Genomic DNA, 15031 nt, shown 5'->3' with positions numbered 1-15031 from the left:
TGGAGCAGAGGCATCCGGAGACCGCCATGACTCAAAAGAATACCGTCGATATCGCCCACGTCGTCGAGACACAGGAGCGCAGCTGGTTCACCGTGACCCTCTTCGTTCTGTGCGCCCTCGTCATGCTGGCGGACGGCTTCGACAATCAGGCTTTGAATTACGCCGCCCCCGGCATCATCAAGGAATGGGGTATCAACCGGGCCCTGATGACGCCCGTGTTCAACATCAGCATCATCGGCTGGATGGCAGGTTCGGTCGTGTTCGCCATGCTGGCTGACCGCATCGGCCGGCGGCGCGCCATCCTGCTGGCTACCACGCTGTTCGGCGCCTTCACTTTCGCCGTGCCCTTCGCCCACAATCTGGTCGAACTGTCGATCCTGCGCTTTTGCGCCGCGCTCGGCATCGGCGGCGGCATGCCGATGGCGGTCTCGCTGATCACGGACTATGCCCGCTCGGGTAAGCGCGGGCTGATTATCACCCTGCTCTATCTCGGCTACACCGCCGGCTCGTCCGGCGGCGGCCTTCTCGCGGCGGAGATCATCCCCGCCTACGGCTGGCGCTCGGTCTTCTACGTCGGCGGCGCCGGCGCCGTGGTAGTGGGCATCGTCCTGTTCGCCGGCCTGCCTGAATCCATCCGCTACCTGGCCCTGCGCAACCCCACCAGCGAGCGCATCCTCGCCTATGCCCGCAAGCTGAAGCCGAGCGCGCAATTCGCGGACGACACGCGCTTCACCATCCAGGAGCAGGCGCGCACGGGGGTGCCGGTAAGGCACCTCTTCACCGAGGGCCGGTCCGCCATGACAGGCTTCCTGTGGCTGGCGCTTGGCTTTTCCTTCGTCACCCACTTCTTCCTGTCGCAATGGATGACGACGCTGCTGACCGATGAAATCGGCTTCGCCAACGCGGCCCGCAGCCAGGCCCTGTTCCAGCTGGGTGCAGGCTTCAGCTGGTTCTTCGGCTGGATGATCGACAAAAAGGGCGTATCGGTGATGACGCTGACGATGATCCTCGGCGCCATTCCGGTGGCGGCCCTCGGGCTGGCCGTCGGAATGGGCGCCGGTACCGGCGCCGGTCTCACCATGGCGATGGCGCTGGTCTCGGGTCTGCTGGTCCTTGGCGGGAATATCGGCCTCAATGCCATTTCGAGCATGATCTATCCGACCTTCATCCGTTCGACCGCGACCGGCGCCTCCTTCGCGGTAGCGCGCATCGGCGCCATCGTCGGCCCGCTGCTCGCCGGTGTCCTGATCGCCGTCGGAACGCCGATCGGAACGATCTTTCTTCTCGGTGCGCTGCCTATGCTGGCGGCCGGTGTCGCCTGCTTCATGCTCAACAGAACCATCACCCCAGAAGCAGCGCGAGAAATGTCGTTGCGCTCGGCGCTGTCGCGACACTAGCGAGTGTCTTCCCAGGCCTTGTCATACGGCGCCGGTGCGGGACCGGTGACTCCAACAGGTGTTTATTCTCATGGATAGCGTCAATCTCGAAGTGCTGAAGGCGAGCGCTCGCTGGATCGAAAGCGGCCGTCGGGTGCTGCTTGTCACCGTGGTCAGGACGTGGGGTTCATCGCCGCGGCCCGAAGGCGCGATGCTGGCAATCTGCGAAGACGGCGCGGTGGTCGGCTCGGTATCCGGCGGCTGCATCGAGGACGACCTGATCGAGCGCGTGCGCCGGCTCGGCATCGAGCAGACGGTCCCGGAAGCCGTGAAGTACGGCATCTCCGCCGACGAGGCGCATCGCTTCGGATTGCCGTGCGGCGGCACGATCGAGCTGGTGCTCGAGCCGCTGACGCGCGCGAGCGGCATCGACGATCTGCTTCGCCGGGTAGCTGCCGGGCAGCTCGTCGCGCGCTCGCTCGACATGGAAACCGGCGCGGCGAGACTCGTGCTGGCGCGCTCGACGGACGGCACCGATTTCAACGGGCACCGGCTGCTGACCAGTCACGGTCCGCGTTACCGGATGCTCGTGATCGGTGCCGGTCAGCTCTCGAACTATCTTTGCCAGATCGCACTCGGCCTCGACTATCAGGTGACCGTGTGCGATCCACGCGAGGAGTACACCGACGGCTGGCACGTACCGGGCACGACACTCGTGCGTTCGATGCCCGACGACGCCGTGCTCGACATGAAGCTCGATGAGCGCTGCGCGGTCATTGCCCTCACGCACGACCCGAAGCTCGACGACCTCGCGTTGATGGAGGCGATCAGAACGCCCGCATTCTACGTAGGCGCGTTAGGTTCGCGCCGGAACAACGCCGCAAGACGCGAGCGGCTCGAAACGCATTTCGATCTCAACGAACATGAACTTGCCCGGTTGCGCGGGCCGGTTGGTATTTATATCGGCAGCCGTACGCCACCGGAAATCGCGGTGTCGATCCTCGCCGAGATGACAGCGGTCAAGAACGGTGTGGCATTACCGAGCGAATGCCGGGTCGAAGAAGCCAAGACCACGCTGGATATCGCAGTGAATCACCAAACGGGCTGCGCCGTAGCGAAGCGTCATTGATCCGGTCTGCTCCCGCCAGCGCTTCATTGCCTACGTGACGCTCGCCACGCGCTCGAACACGCGCGACCGTGGAAAACCGACGTTTTCTCCGCTCCGAACTCCGACCCCATTCCCAAGTCACCGCCCTGCGCGAATCGATCAATAAAATGCTCGATTTGCGCATTCATCGGCGAAGAGGTACCATCTAATTTGATCGATTCAATCAAATAAGTGACTGATTCGATCATTCTGCCGATCAATCAGGAGACTTGCATGGCCCAAATACATATAAAGCGCGCAATCGAGCGCGTACCCGGCGGGATGATGATCGTGCCGCTGTTACTCGGATCGCTAGTGGCGACTTTTCTGCCCGGCATGCCGAAGTTCTTCGGTTCATTCACCAATGCGCTGTTCACCGGCGCGCTGCCGATCCTCGCGGTGTTCTACGTCTGCATGGGCGCGAGCATCGATGTCAAGGCCACCCCCTATCTGCTCAAGAAAGGGGGCGCCCTGCTCGCCACGAAAGTCGGTGCGGCGGTCGTGGCAGGCGTCGTGCTGGGTCACTTTCTCGGCGAACAGCCGGTCTCGTCGGGTCTGTTCGCCGGCATCTCGACACTCGCCGTCGTCGCCGCGATGAACGACACGAACGGCGGCCTCTATATGGCCTTGATGGGCCAGTACGGCCGCTCGGAAGACGTCGGCGCCTATACGATCATGTCGCTGGAGTCGGGGCCGTTTCTCACCATGGTGACGCTCGGCGTCGCGGGCCTCTCGGCCTTCCCGTGGCCGACGCTGGTCGGCAGCATCCTGCCGCTCGCTGTCGGCATGTTGCTCGGCAATCTCGATCGCGAAATGCGCGACTTCCTCAGCAAGGCCGTCCCGGTGATGATTCCGTTCTTCGCGCTAGCGCTCGGTGCAAGTCTCGATTTGCACAAGGTCTGGCAAGCCGGGCTTCTCGGCATCGGACTCGGCATTGCGGTTGTCATCGTGACCGGCATTCCGCTTTACCTGGTGGACCGTCTGACGGGCGGCACCGGCGTGGCCGGCACGGCGGCCGCGAACACGGCGGGCAATGCGGCGGCGGTGCCGGCGCTCATCGCCGCGGCCAATCCGGTCTACGCGGAAGCGGCAAAAAGCGCGACACTCCTCGTTGCGGCTTGCGTGGTGGTGACCGCGATACTGTCGCCGCTCCTCACCGCGGCCGTCGCCAAACGGATACCTGAACGCCGCAAGGCAGGGGAACTTGCACGATGAGCATGCTGATCATCGCGGACGATCTGTCCGGCGCGGCCGATTGCGCCATCGGCTTCGCGAGCGCGGGATATCGCACGGTGGTCACGCTCGACGCCGTCGATTCGCTCGAAGCCGACGTAATCGCCGCCGATACCGACACGCGCCGCCTCACACCAGCGGCAGCAGGCGCGCGCACGGCCGAGGTCTGGAGCATGCTGCGCGCGCCTGGCCGACGCCTGTACAAGAAAATCGATTCGACACTGCGCGGCAATTGGGCCGCCGAAGTCGCCGCCTTGCAGCCGCTCGCCGGTCTCGCCATCGTCGCGCCGGCGTTCCCCGCCACCGGCCGCACGTTGCGCGACGGTCATGTGATCGTGCATGGCAAGCCGCTCGACACGACGGATACGTGGAAGCTCGAACACGCCGGTCGCCCGGCCGAGCCGCGCGTCATGCTGGCCGAGGCCGGCCTGTCGACCGCCCATCTCGACCTGGACGCATTGCGCGAAGGCGGCGATGCACTGGCCAGGCGGATCGCGGCAAGCGCCGCAAGCGGTACGCAAGCGCTCATCGTCGACGCGGAAACGGGCGATGACCTGCTCACGCTCGCACAGGTCACGACACGCATGAATACCCCGCTGTTCTGGGTCGGCTCGGGCGGCCTCGCGCGCGAAATGGCGAGCCTGCCGGCCCTGTTCGACGGCCGCGCGCGGCACGAACCGGCGACGCGTGCCTCGCACGATGCGCACGGTGCGCCGGTGCTGATCCTCGTAGGCAGTCTGTCGGCGGTCTCCGAACGCCAATGCACGATGCTGCGCGAGCGCGGCCACGTGCATGAACTGATCGTGCCGCCCGCTGTGCTGCGTCAACAGGAGCGCCACGCGGACTGGCCCACCTGGCAGGCGCGCATCGCCGCGACGCTGGGCGAACGCGCTGACTTGCTGCTGCGCATCGGCCGCGACGACGCATTCGACGCCGCCGAGGGCGCCCTGCTTTCTTCCGCGCTGGCCGCGCTCGCGAAGCCGCATGTTGCCGCGTTGGGCGGGCTCGTCGCGACCGGCGGTGAAACGGCGCGGGCGATGCTCAGCACGGTCGGCGTCGGCGCTCTGGAGCTGCTCGCGGAAATCGAAGCCGGAGTCGCGGTCGGGCGCCCCGTCGGTGCAAACGTTCCGCAGCACCTGCGCGTCGTCACGAAAGCGGGCGCGTTTGGCACGGATCACGCGCTGTACGCGGCATGGAACTATCTTCACGAAGAAGCCGGCGCCGGCGCGGTCTCACACCATTTAATCTGATCGCCGCACTTCATGCGATCGAGTACGCAAGACAAACGCAATCAAGGATTCGGGCAAAACATCATGAGCAACTATCTTCCTGTCATCGGCATCACGATGGGCGACGCCGCCGGCGTCGGTCCTGAAATCGTCGTCAAGAGCCTGACTCACGATACCGTCTATCAGCAATGCCGTCCGCTCGTGATCGGTGACGCGGGCCGGCTCGAACAGGCGAACGCGATTGTCGGCGGCAGCGCGAAGATCCGGCGCATCAAGGAAGCGTCCGAAGCGCGCTATGAACAGGGAACGATCGACTGTATCGACCTCGGGCTGATTCCCGCCGACATGCCGTTCGGCAAGCTGTCGGCCGTGGCGGGCGACGCGGCTTACCGCTATATCGCGCGCGCGGTCGAACTGGCCGAAGCCAAACAGATCGACGCGATCTGCACGGCGCCGCTGAACAAGGAAGCGCTGCACGCCGGTGGCCACAAGTTTCCGGGCCATACGGAAATGCTCGCGCACCTGACGGGCGTCGACGAAGTGTCGATGATGCTGGTCGCGCCGCAACTGCGCGTGATCCATGTGACGACCCATATCGGCATCATCGACGCGATCCGCAAGATCGAACCCGGCCTCGTGCAACGCACGATCGAGCGCGGCAACGACACACTGATCAAGGCGGGCATCGAGCGACCGCGCATCGGCGTGTGCGGCATCAACCCCCACGCGGGCGAAAACGGTCTCTTCGGCTACGGCGAAGAAGAGGAAAAAATCATTCCGGCCGTCAAGCTATTGCAGGAGCGCGGCCTCGACGTGACCGGCCCCCTGCCCGCCGATACGCTGTTTTTCCGCGCCGGCCGTGGTGACTTCGATCTCGTCGTCGCGATGTATCACGACCAGGGGCACGGCCCGGTCAAGGTGCTCGGACTCGAAGCCGGCGTGAACGTGACGGTCGGGCTCGAAGTGATCCGCACGTCGGTGGATCACGGCACGGCATTCGACATCGCGGGCAAGGGCATCGCCGACGAAGGCAGCTTGCTCGAAGCACTGCGCCAGGGCGCCGAACTCGCAACGCGCCGCGGGTGATTGCCTCGCGTCGGCGCGCGACGCCGTGGTGTAACATCGGCAGCCTTGTTCACGCATGACGAAAAACATGAAAGCGTCCGAGCGCCACCGCGCGATCCTCGATCTCATCCTGACCCGCGACGCCAACGTGGAAGAACTCGGGGTCGCCCTTGGCGTATCGGAGGCGACGATCCGGCGCGACCTCACGACGCTCGCCAACCAGCGCCGGCTAGTGCGCACTTACGGCGGCGCAACGGCGCTGATCGGCTCGCACGAGCCGGAAGCGTCGCTCGAGGAACGCAAGGCGACGCAGCGCGAACAGAAGGAAGCCATTGCCAGGGCGGCGGCGGCCCACGTGCATGACGGCGATACGGTGCTGCTCGACGGCGGCACGACGTGTGCCGCGCTGGCCCGGCACCTGGTCTCACGGCTCGATCTGCGCATCGTAACCAACAACCTGCTCGCTGTCATGACGCTCGCCAATGCGCCTGGCGTGCACCTGACCTTGATCGGCGGCGACCTGCGCAGTTCGAGCATGAGCACGCTCGGACCGCTTGCCGAACTGACACTCAGCCGGCTGAGCGTGGACAAGGCGTTCCTTGGCGCCGACGGCGTGGTTGCCGAGTTCGGCTTGTGTGAGGCCAGCGCGGAGCAGGCGTATCTGAAGGACTGCATCATCAAGCGGGCGGCACAAATCTTCGTGCTCGCCGACGACGACAAACTAGGCCGCGCACGTCAGCAACACTGGACGCCTATCGAGCGCGACTGGCGTCTGATTACATCGGCGAGCGCCGATCCGGCGCGTCTCGCACCGTTCAAGGCCATCGAACGCGTGACTGTCGAGACCGCGGTAAACGGTGAGGCCGAGCGTTCGTGAAAGCGGCGTAACGTGGCCCTATGCTCCGGCACGCGACATTCGCGCGGTGGGTCGTCGAGTGACAACGCAGCGCGCAACGAAGCTCGAACGTCTCCTGAGGTTGCGGCACTCGCGTCCTCGCGCTTGAGAAGAGCGCAGAGGCGTACCCCGTCAATCATCCCCAAGTTGCAGCCGGTTCGGCCGACGCCGTTCGATCGACCACTTCAGCAACGCCGCGCACCGGAAAATGCCGTGCGCAAACTTGCCGTAGGGCATCGTCGCGAACAGCGCCATCACGCAACCGAGGTGGACGCACAGCGCCAATGGCAGCGCGGCAGAAGCTTTCGTCAGCATCAACACGAGGCCGCTCGCCGCGGTAAGGAACAGCAGCGCAATGAAGCCACGATCCATCGGACGCTGTGCGAGGTCCTGCTGCAGCGGATGGCGTCGCAGATTCAGCACGAAGAGCCCTGCCGTGCCCACCACCAGCAGAATCCCGCCCGACATGCCCAGCAACTTCGGCAAGCTGACGAAGTCATACGGCGCGGACCATCCCATAACATAGTGATACAACGTGGCGACCGACGTCGCGGCGAAACACAACATGAAGCCGTAAAACGTGAGGTGATGAAAGCGTCTGCGTGCTTGCGTGAAGGCATCGTCCGCGTTGTTGCATCCCTCTCCGTGCCCGCCGTCCAGGTACTTGAGCGACAACACGTCATGCGCGGCCTCACTCAATGCGGCGCCGGACGGCGAACCAACCTCCTCCTGCCGCCAGAAGCGGCGTACGCCGACACCGAGCGCGAGCGCCGCGAACACGAACACAGGCGCGAATAGCGCGACCAGCAGGTTATGCGGGAAGATCGCGTAGAAGCTGCCGTTCACGGCGCCCCAGAGCGTGCCGTTCGCGGCCAGTCCCAACGTCATGAACAGTGTGAAGCCGAGCACCAGCGCGAGCGCAAGCACGAGGCCGTTGCGCTTGTACAGCGCACCGAACGCGGACGGCCACGCGTAATCCGTGTAAGTGGTCAAGCGGACTTGCGCCATCGAGCGCGGCACGTTGACGGCGAATTCGTGCGGCGGTGCGTACTGACACGCATGCAGACACGCTCCGCAGTTGTGGCAGAGATTGGCCAGATAGTGAATGTCGGCCTTGCCGAATTCGAGCCGGCGCGTCATCGCAGGAAAGACCGCGCAAAAGCCTTCGCAATAACGGCACGCATTGCAGATCTGCAAAACGCGCGCGACTTCGGCCTCACCACCGGACAACGCATGGATCGGGATCACCATCGCCTTACCCTCGCCCAGCGCGGCGGCTTCACGGGTCAACGCTTCAAGCTGCTGCATGTCGACGCTCCTCCAATGCGGCCCGCGCAGCGTGAGTGCCGGCGATGCGGCCAAACGCCGTGCCGATGCTCATGCCGACTCCGGCTGTATATCCCTTGCCGAGCACATTGCCGGCCATCATTTCGCCCGCGACGAAGAGATTCGCACTCGGCTCGCCGCCGAAACGCACCGCCGCTGTGTCGTCAACCTTAAGTCCCAGGTAGGTGAACGTCACGCCGGGCCGCAGCGCGTAGCCGAAGAACGGCGGCGTGTCGATGGGCCGGGCCCAGTGCGTCTTCGGCGGTGCAAGTCCGGCTGTCGTGCAATCGTCGAGTACGGTGTGATTGAAGCTGCCCGGACGGCATGCGTCGTTGTAAGCGTTTATCGTCCGCATGAAACGCGCTTCATCGAGGCCGAGCGCGCGCGCCAGTTGCGGCAGCGACTCCGCCTTCGTACCGGGAAATACCGGTGGCATGAAACGTCCCACGGCCTTCGCGTCGATAACCGAATACGCAACCTGGCCAGGTTGCTGCGCGACGAGCCGGCCCCAGATCGCGTAGCGCTTCGGCCAGAAATCCTCGCCTTCGTCGTAGAAGCGCTCGGCGTCGCGGTTCACCACGACGCCGAGCGACACGCAATCGATACGCGTGCAGATGCCGCCATCATAGAGCGGCGCACGCGCGTCGACCGCCACCATGTGCGCCTGGGTCGGATCGCCGATCATGTCGGCGCCAGCCTCCTTCATGAAGCGCAACAACGTTCCCGTATTGAAGCGCGTGCCCCGGATGATGAAGTTGTCGGCGGGCCATTCCCCCGCCGCATTGCGGCCCCACGCGTCGCACAACCATTCGCGATTCGATTCGAAGCCTCCGGCGGCGAGCACGCAACTGCGGGCCTCGATACGCTCATCGCCCACCCACGCCGCGAGGAACTGGCCATCGCGCAATTGCAGCCCCTCCACGCGCGCGTCATAGCGGATGCGCACGCCAAGCGCTTCGGCACTGCGATAGTAGGCGTTGACGAGCGCCTTGCCTCCGCCCATGAAGAACGCGTTGGTCCGCGCCGTGTGCAGTGCGCCCGACAACGACGGCTGAAAACGCACACCGTGCCGGCGCATCCAGGGCCGGCAGGTCGACGACGCGCGGATCACCAGCCGCGCCAGCTTTTCATCGGTCGCGCCGCCGGTGACTTTCAGGAGGTCCTGCCAGAACTCTTCTTCCGGATAGGCATCGACCAGCACGTCCTGCGGAGCGTCGTGCATACAGCGCAGATTGCGCGTATGCATCGAATTGCCGCCGCGCCATTCACGCGGCGCGGCTTCGAGAAGCAGCACGCTCGCGCCCGCTTCGCGCGCCATCAAGGCGGCGCACAACGCGGCATTGCCGCCGCCGATTACCAGCACATCGATCATGGTTCGTCGCTTCCCGTGTTCAGTTCGTGCAGGGTGGTGCCAGGCCAGCGTCCGGCCACCGCGAGTTCGCGCGCGACATCCGCGATCACGACCCGGGTGGCGAGCGCGGCGGGCGATAGTTCATCCTCGGACTGGCTCGCGATCAACGTTTGCCGGCGCGCATTCGGGTCGGCGATCAGCAAGGCCCGCAACGGGCGGCCTGGTTCACGGCACACCACGGAACCGGGCTGCAGTGTGGCGCCGAGGCCCGCGCACACGGCGTCCATCAGCAACGCGAGACCGTCGATTTCAAGCGCGATATGAGGCTGCACACCCGCGCGCTCGAACGCAAGATCGAGCAACGCGCGCAAACCGTGCGAGCCGCTCGGCATCACCAGCGGCAGATCGCCGAGGTCGGCGAGACTTAACGTCTCCACCGCGGGAAAGCCCGGCAAGTCCGCGCGGCCGAGCAGATACACACGCTCGTCGATCAACGGACGGACACGCCAGCGCCGCGTGGCGTTGCCGCGCGCGACCAGCGCCAGGTCGAGCTGCCGCGCGTCGAGCATCGCCGCCAGATGTCCCGACAGCGCTTCGACGAGATGCACGCGCAATTCGGGGTGCCGCTCGCGCATCGCCATGACGAGCGGCACCCCGAGTACCGAGGCGGTGCTCGGCGGCAGGCCGACGCTCACGTGTCCCACGAGGCGCTTCTGCCGCGCTGCCTCCACGGCTTCGACGGCATGCTGCAGCGTCAATTGTGCGTGGCGCAGAAACGCGAAGCCGGCGTCGGTCGGAATCAGCCCGCCGCGCGTGCGGCGCAACAGCTGCGTGGACAGTTGCGCTTCGAGCCTGTCGAGATCCTGACCGAGCAGGGAAACCGCCACTCCCAATTCGGACGCGGCCCGCCTTATACTTCCTAGTTCCACCGCACGGACGAAATAGCGCAATTGCCGAAGTTCGATCGGCAGTTCGACCTGGTCCTCATTTGCAAAAATCAGACTTGCAATCGACATGGGGTTACGTCCAGTAAAGGAGACGTGCGGAACACTCGCTGCTCCGCACAGGGATCACACATGGACATGCGTCAGTTGAAGTACTTCGTGCAGATCGTCGAGAGCGGAAGCCTGTCGAAAGCGTCGCGGCAACTGTTCATCGCGCAACCCGCGCTGAGCCAGCAAATGACCCGGCTCGAAGACGAAGTCGGCAAGCCGCTTCTCGTGCGCTCGTCGCGCGGCGTGAGGCCGACCGAAAACGGCGAAGCGCTTTACCATCATGCGTGCTTCATCCTGCGTCAGCTCGATCAGGCGGTATCGGTCGCGCGCCGCGAGCATTCGAACGTGAGCGGCCGCGTCAATCTCGGCATGGCGCCGACCACGGTGTGCGCGCTCGGCTTGCCGCTCATCAAGCATCTGAACGCGAAATTTCCCGGCATCGTGCTCAATGTCGTCGAGGCGCTCTCGGGCCACCTCGAACATATGACCCGCCTCGGCGAACTCGACCTCGCGATCCTGTTCAGCACGACGGCCGCGCTCGATCTCACGGTTGAACTGCTGGCTGAGGAAGAACTGTTCGTCATCCTGCCGCGTGACAGCCAGATGATCTCGCCACACCGCAACGACATCACGCTGCACGAACTGGCGAAGTTGCCGCTGATCTTGCCTAGCCCCGGACACGGCCTGCGCCGGCGCATCACGCTCGAGTTCGACCGCGTGAACCTGACCGTGGACGCAGTGGCGGAAATCGATTCGCTGCCGCTGCTGATGCACTGCGTGGCCGATGGTATCGGCGCAACGATCAAACCGATGGCCGCGGTGTATGCGCTGCAGAATGCACCCGAGCAATGGCGCTGCCTGCGCATCTCGGACGCCGAAATGGTGCGTCGCAATTACCTGTACGCGCTCGGGCCGGAAAAGTTGTCGCAAGCCGCGGCGATCGTGCGCGACGAACTCAAGCACGTCGTGCGCACACTGATCGGCAGCAACGCGTGGCAAGGCGTGCGTTCGATGTCGCCGCTCGATACGCCCGCACCCGTGCGGGTCGAATTCGACGACCTTCCGATGCAAAGCGTCGAAACCTGATGGGTCCATGACGGCCCTCATGCCGTTTGGACCGTAGTGGTCCGCTCCGAAGGTCGGCGCGAGGCCGCCGCGGCAAGACGTCCAGCGCGCCGCCCCGAAGCGAATGCCCACGCGAGATGGTGCCCGTGCCCCTTCAGCAGCAAACCGCCCTGCCCCGTCGAACCAGCGGCAAATAAACCCGCAATCGGCTGCCCGGATACGTCGATCACGTGGTGTTGAGTGTCGACCCGCAAGCCCCCTTCGCTATGCACGAACACCGCGCGCACCGGCCCGAGCGCGATGAACGGCGCACGTGCGAGTGAAGTCACGCCCGACGACGCGCCCGCGATGCTCGCGCCCAGTGCGTGGGCGTCCATCCCCGTGATGCGCGCGAGCCCTTCGACGGTATCGGCCTCGCGATAAATATCCGGACGGTTGCGCCGGTAATCGGCCAGATACGCGTAGGCGACACCCGGCGCGGTCGAAATGAAATGCGGCCAGCGGGAATAGCGCTCGGCGATACGGCCGTCGATGACGATATAGCCCGCGCCACCCGGCTGATCGGGCAAGCGGTACGCGGGCCTGTCGGACTCGTCGCAGAAACGTTCGCCACGCGCGTTGACGAGCAGCGCGCCGTCTTCGAACAGCGCGAGTGCGGGTGCGAGCGCAGTGGTCAGGAACTTCATGAGGAACGGCCGCAGGATCACATCGGGAACATGTTTCATCGACCATTGCATGAGCGCGGCCAGCGAACGCCACGGCGGCAGACGGCGTACGAAATTCTCCTTCGCCGGTGCGATGAAGCGGATCTCCGGGCCGAGCGCGAGCTCGCCATTGACGATCTGCGCGCCGCAGCGCTCGGCCATGCGCTGGCCGTCGCCGGTGGCGGTCGGATTCACCGCGGCGACCTTGGCTTCCTGCGGTCCCATGAAACGCGCCTTCAGTTCGGGGCTGTTGGTGAAATCGCCCGCGGCGAGAATCACCCCGCCGCGGGCATCGATACGCCGGGTCGGGCCGCCTTCGCTCTCGCTGTCGACGAGCACGCCCCGTACTCCGTCCTCCTCCAGCACCAGCTCCGTCACACGCGCACGGACACGAATGTCCACGCCACAGCGGCGCGCGCGCCGCGACAGGTGATAGATGAACGAACGCGAATTCGGCAACACGTTGTGCATGCGCGGCACGCGATGCGGCGGCTCGGGCATCGGTCCCATGAACCGGATGCCGCTGTCGAGCAGCCATTGGAACGTGTCGGGCATCGCGTCGCACAACACGCGGCGCAGCGCGTCGTTGTCACGGCCGGCGAGATCGCCCGCGAAGCCGGGCATATCCTCCCAGTGCGCTTGCGGCGTGTCCGCGATGCCCTGGGCGCGCTGATGCGGCGTCTGCGAAGCGCTCACGGAGCCGATCGACCACGAGGTCGATCCACCCGGCGCGTCGTTTTTTTCCAGCAGCACGACGCGCGCGCCAGCCTCGGCCGCCTCGATCGCCGCCGCGAGCCCCGCGCCGCCCGCGCCCACCACGAGTACGTCAACGGTCTCGTCGGCCGGCGGATAGATACGGTTGCGTGTCTGCATCTCTGTGCGTCCGGACATTCACACCAGCGCGCCGTTAGCCTGCACGATCTGGCCGTCCACCCACGACGCTTTACCCGAGACCAGGAACGCGACCACTTCGGCGACCTCCTCGGGCGTGCCGATGCGGTTCAGCGGGCTCATGCCGGCCGAGCGCTGCTTTGCTTCGTCGGTCTTGCCGGCGCGAAACAGCTCGGTGTCGATCGGCCCTGGCGCCACCGCATTCACGCGCACGTTGCGCGCCGCGAGTTCCTTGGACATCGACCGTACGAGGCACTCCACCGCCGCCTTGGTCGCGCTGTACGGGCCCACGCCCGGCACCGCGTGGCGCACCAGCGAGGTCGTCAGTGCGACGATCGAGCCGCCGTCGGCCACCTCGCGCGCCGCGGCTCGCAGCACATGAAACGCGCCGACGAGGTTCACTTCGACGAGGCGCCGGAAATCGTCATCGCCGAATTGCGCGACGGGCGCGGGCGGCACGTTGATGCCGGCGTTCGCGATCACCGCTTGCAGCGGACGGTCAAAGTCGCGCTGGATGTCGGCGAACACTGCGTTCACGGCAGCCGCGTCGCAGATATCCACGCCGTAGCCACGCACTTTTGCGCCGTGCGCGCTCGCCTTGTCCTCCAGTTCGCGGGCCGCCGCGGACTGGCTCGCGTAAGTGAATGCGATGTCGCTGCCGCCGCGCGCTAGCACATCGACACATGCGGCGCCAATGCCGCGCGATCCACCGAACACCAGCGTTAATGGCTTGATGCTGTTCATTGCCTGCCTCCCTTTTGCGTATCGACGCGTAACGGTGCTACGCGGTATGGCGCGCGAACGCCGCGCGGGTTTCTTCGATGGTGGCTTCGATGCCACGCTGCAAGTCGTAGCGCGGCTCGTACCCCAGCTCGTCGCGCGCCCGGCTGATGTCGAGCGCGCCCTTCTTCGCGCTGAGCACCGTGCCGCCGTGCCGATACGGGCCGCGACTACCCACCGTGATGCGCGCGCCGGGGATCGCCCGGTTGACGGCTTCTGCAACGTCCGCGATCGTCGGCGCGACGCCCGTCGCGACGTTGTAGCTGTCGAAGCGGTGCGTCTGCTTGTCGAGCGCGAGCAGCAGACCCGCCACGGTGTCGGCAACGTAGACCTGATCGACCGCGAGCTCCGCGCCGTCCGGCGCATGCAGCGTCTCGCCGCGCAGCGCGGCTTCGATGAAGGTGCGCGGCACGCGCAGGCGCGGCAGATGCGGCCCATAGACCCAGCAGGTGCGCACGTTGATGCATTCGAGCCCGTGATCGCGCGAGTACATGCGCCCGTAATGCTCGACCGCGAGCTTCGTCGCGCCGTACACGCTGACAGGCTTTTGCGGATGGTCCTCGTCGATCGACGGGGCGGTGAAGTCGCCGTAGGTCTCTTCGGTGCTGACATGCACGATCCGCTTGACGCCCGCGAGCCGCATCGCTTCGAAGAGGTTGACCGACCCTTCCACGTTGACCCGATTCGCCTTGATCGGAATGTCCGCGCACTGAATCACGCCGACGATCGCAGCCGCATGAATCACCGCGTCAGGACGATGGTCGTGCATCAGACGCAATACTTGCGGCCACTCGCACAGGTCCGCCGCGGCCAGCGTGAGCGCCGGATAGCGCGCGGCGAGCGCGGTCGCCGCCGGACTGATCACGATGTCGGTGCCGATCACCGCATCGCCGCGTGCGAGCAAAGCTTTCACGATCTCGGTGCCGAGCCAGCCGCTCGCACCGGTAACCAGAATCTTCTTCATCGTCTTCTCT

The 15031-nt window shown here is 65.5% G+C and carries 13 protein-coding genes; 7 read left to right on the top strand and 6 right to left on the bottom strand.

Going from position 1 to position 15031, the window contains the following annotated elements:
• Positions 1–26: 26 nt before the first annotated feature.
• The 6 genes from CIC12_RS31565 to CIC12_RS31540 all read left to right on the top strand — a co-directional run bounded on the left by CIC12_RS31565 (position 27) and on the right by CIC12_RS31540 (position 6927).
• Positions 27–1397, top strand: a complete 1371-nt coding sequence (locus tag CIC12_RS31565; RefSeq protein ID WP_168670291.1) for an MFS transporter — start codon at positions 27–29, stop codon at positions 1395–1397.
• Between the two features lie 70 nt (positions 1398–1467).
• Positions 1468–2505, top strand: coding sequence for an XdhC family protein (locus CIC12_RS31560; RefSeq protein WP_168670289.1), 1038 nt, complete (start codon positions 1468–1470; stop codon positions 2503–2505).
• Between the two features lie 252 nt (positions 2506–2757).
• Positions 2758–3738, top strand: coding sequence for a 2-keto-3-deoxygluconate permease (locus CIC12_RS31555; protein WP_168670287.1), 981 nt, complete (start codon positions 2758–2760; stop codon positions 3736–3738).
• Entirely contained in the window at positions 3735–5006 is a 1272-nt protein-coding gene (locus tag CIC12_RS31550) for a four-carbon acid sugar kinase family protein (RefSeq protein ID WP_168670285.1), read from the top strand. The genes CIC12_RS31555 and CIC12_RS31550 overlap by 4 nt, the downstream gene beginning before the upstream one ends.
• Positions 5007–5069: 63 nt before the next feature.
• A complete protein-coding gene (gene pdxA, locus CIC12_RS31545) occupies positions 5070–6071 on the top strand; it encodes a 4-hydroxythreonine-4-phosphate dehydrogenase PdxA (RefSeq protein WP_168670283.1) in 1002 nt (333 codons plus the stop codon).
• Positions 6072–6138: 67 nt separating this feature from the next.
• Positions 6139–6927, top strand: coding sequence for a DeoR/GlpR family DNA-binding transcription regulator (locus tag CIC12_RS31540; RefSeq protein ID WP_168670281.1), 789 nt, complete (start codon positions 6139–6141; stop codon positions 6925–6927).
• A 150-nt stretch (positions 6928–7077) separates the two neighbouring features.
• On the opposite strand, the gene tcuB is transcribed toward CIC12_RS31540, so the two are convergent.
• Genes tcuB through CIC12_RS31525 form a run of 3 tightly spaced genes read right to left on the bottom strand, consistent with a single transcriptional unit; the run spans position 7078 to position 10587 of the window.
• Complete coding sequence (tcuB, locus tag CIC12_RS31535; RefSeq protein ID WP_168670279.1) at positions 7078–8253, bottom strand: tricarballylate utilization 4Fe-4S protein TcuB; 1176 nt, start codon at positions 8251–8253, stop codon at positions 7078–7080.
• On the bottom strand, positions 8240–9643 hold the full coding sequence (gene tcuA / locus CIC12_RS31530; RefSeq protein WP_168670271.1) for an FAD-dependent tricarballylate dehydrogenase TcuA: 1404 nt from the start codon (positions 9641–9643) through the stop codon (positions 8240–8242). The genes tcuB and tcuA overlap by 14 nt, the downstream gene beginning before the upstream one ends.
• Entirely contained in the window at positions 9640–10587 is a 948-nt protein-coding gene (locus tag CIC12_RS31525; RefSeq protein ID WP_168670399.1) for a LysR substrate-binding domain-containing protein, read from the bottom strand. Before CIC12_RS31525 ends, tcuA begins: the two co-directional genes overlap by 4 nt.
• Positions 10588–10698: 111 nt before the next feature.
• Here CIC12_RS31525 and CIC12_RS31520 point away from each other — a divergent pair, with 111 nt between their 5' ends.
• Positions 10699–11703: a LysR substrate-binding domain-containing protein gene (locus CIC12_RS31520; RefSeq protein WP_168670269.1), complete on the top strand. Its 1005-nt coding sequence runs from the start codon at positions 10699–10701 to the stop codon at positions 11701–11703.
• Between the two features lie 17 nt (positions 11704–11720).
• Here the strand turns inward: CIC12_RS31520 and CIC12_RS31515 are convergent, their stop codons facing one another.
• From CIC12_RS31515 to CIC12_RS31505, 3 genes are read right to left on the bottom strand one after another with little or no spacing between them, the layout of a single operon-like run.
• Complete coding sequence (locus CIC12_RS31515; RefSeq protein WP_168670267.1) at positions 11721–13259, bottom strand: FAD-dependent oxidoreductase; 1539 nt, start codon at positions 13257–13259, stop codon at positions 11721–11723.
• 18 nt (positions 13260–13277) lie between these two features.
• A complete protein-coding gene (locus CIC12_RS31510) occupies positions 13278–14021 on the bottom strand; it encodes an SDR family oxidoreductase (protein ID WP_168670265.1) in 744 nt (247 codons plus the stop codon).
• Positions 14022–14058: 37 nt separating this feature from the next.
• On the bottom strand, positions 14059–15021 hold the full coding sequence (locus tag CIC12_RS31505) for an NAD-dependent epimerase/dehydratase family protein (RefSeq protein WP_168670263.1): 963 nt from the start codon (positions 15019–15021) through the stop codon (positions 14059–14061).
• Positions 15022–15031: the final 10 nt, after the last annotated feature.

This window comes from Paraburkholderia sp. SG-MS1, assembly GCF_012275575.1.
Taxonomy (GTDB): domain Bacteria; phylum Pseudomonadota; class Gammaproteobacteria; order Burkholderiales; family Burkholderiaceae; genus Paraburkholderia.
This window is presented reverse-complemented; position numbering and strand designations above follow the sequence as displayed.